The following is a 255-nucleotide window of genomic DNA, read 5'->3' as shown; positions in this document are numbered from 1 at the left end:
CCTTTCTAAGGAAATACCCGGACCCGATGAGGTTCGGATAAACTTGGCAGTTTATCGCTTACTCGTTGTCAGTTTTGAAAGAGTAACCAGTCCCCAAAAAGTGAAGATAAGCGTTGCAGCTTATACCAATTACTTTTCGGGGGCCCCGGAAACCTTCTTTCAAGTTAAGTCATGTCATCCGTTTGGTGGCGATGGCGGAGGGGAACCACGCGTTCCCATACCGAACACGACCGTTAAGCCCTCCAGCGCCAATGG

1 rRNA gene is annotated in these 255 nt (G+C 49.8%); it reads left to right on the top strand.

Annotated elements, in window-relative coordinates:
* Positions 1 to 181 precede the first annotated feature (181 nt).
* Positions 182 to 255: ribosomal RNA gene (gene rrf / locus MRBLPE1_RS26735) — 5S ribosomal RNA — on the top strand; the annotation flags it as partial.

This window comes from Paenibacillus sp. LPE1-1-1.1, assembly GCF_040676435.1.
Taxonomy (GTDB): Bacteria; Bacillota; Bacilli; order Paenibacillales; family Paenibacillaceae; genus Pristimantibacillus.
The sequence above is the reverse complement of the archived record's forward strand: the minus strand, read 5'-3'. Positions and strand labels throughout refer to the sequence as shown.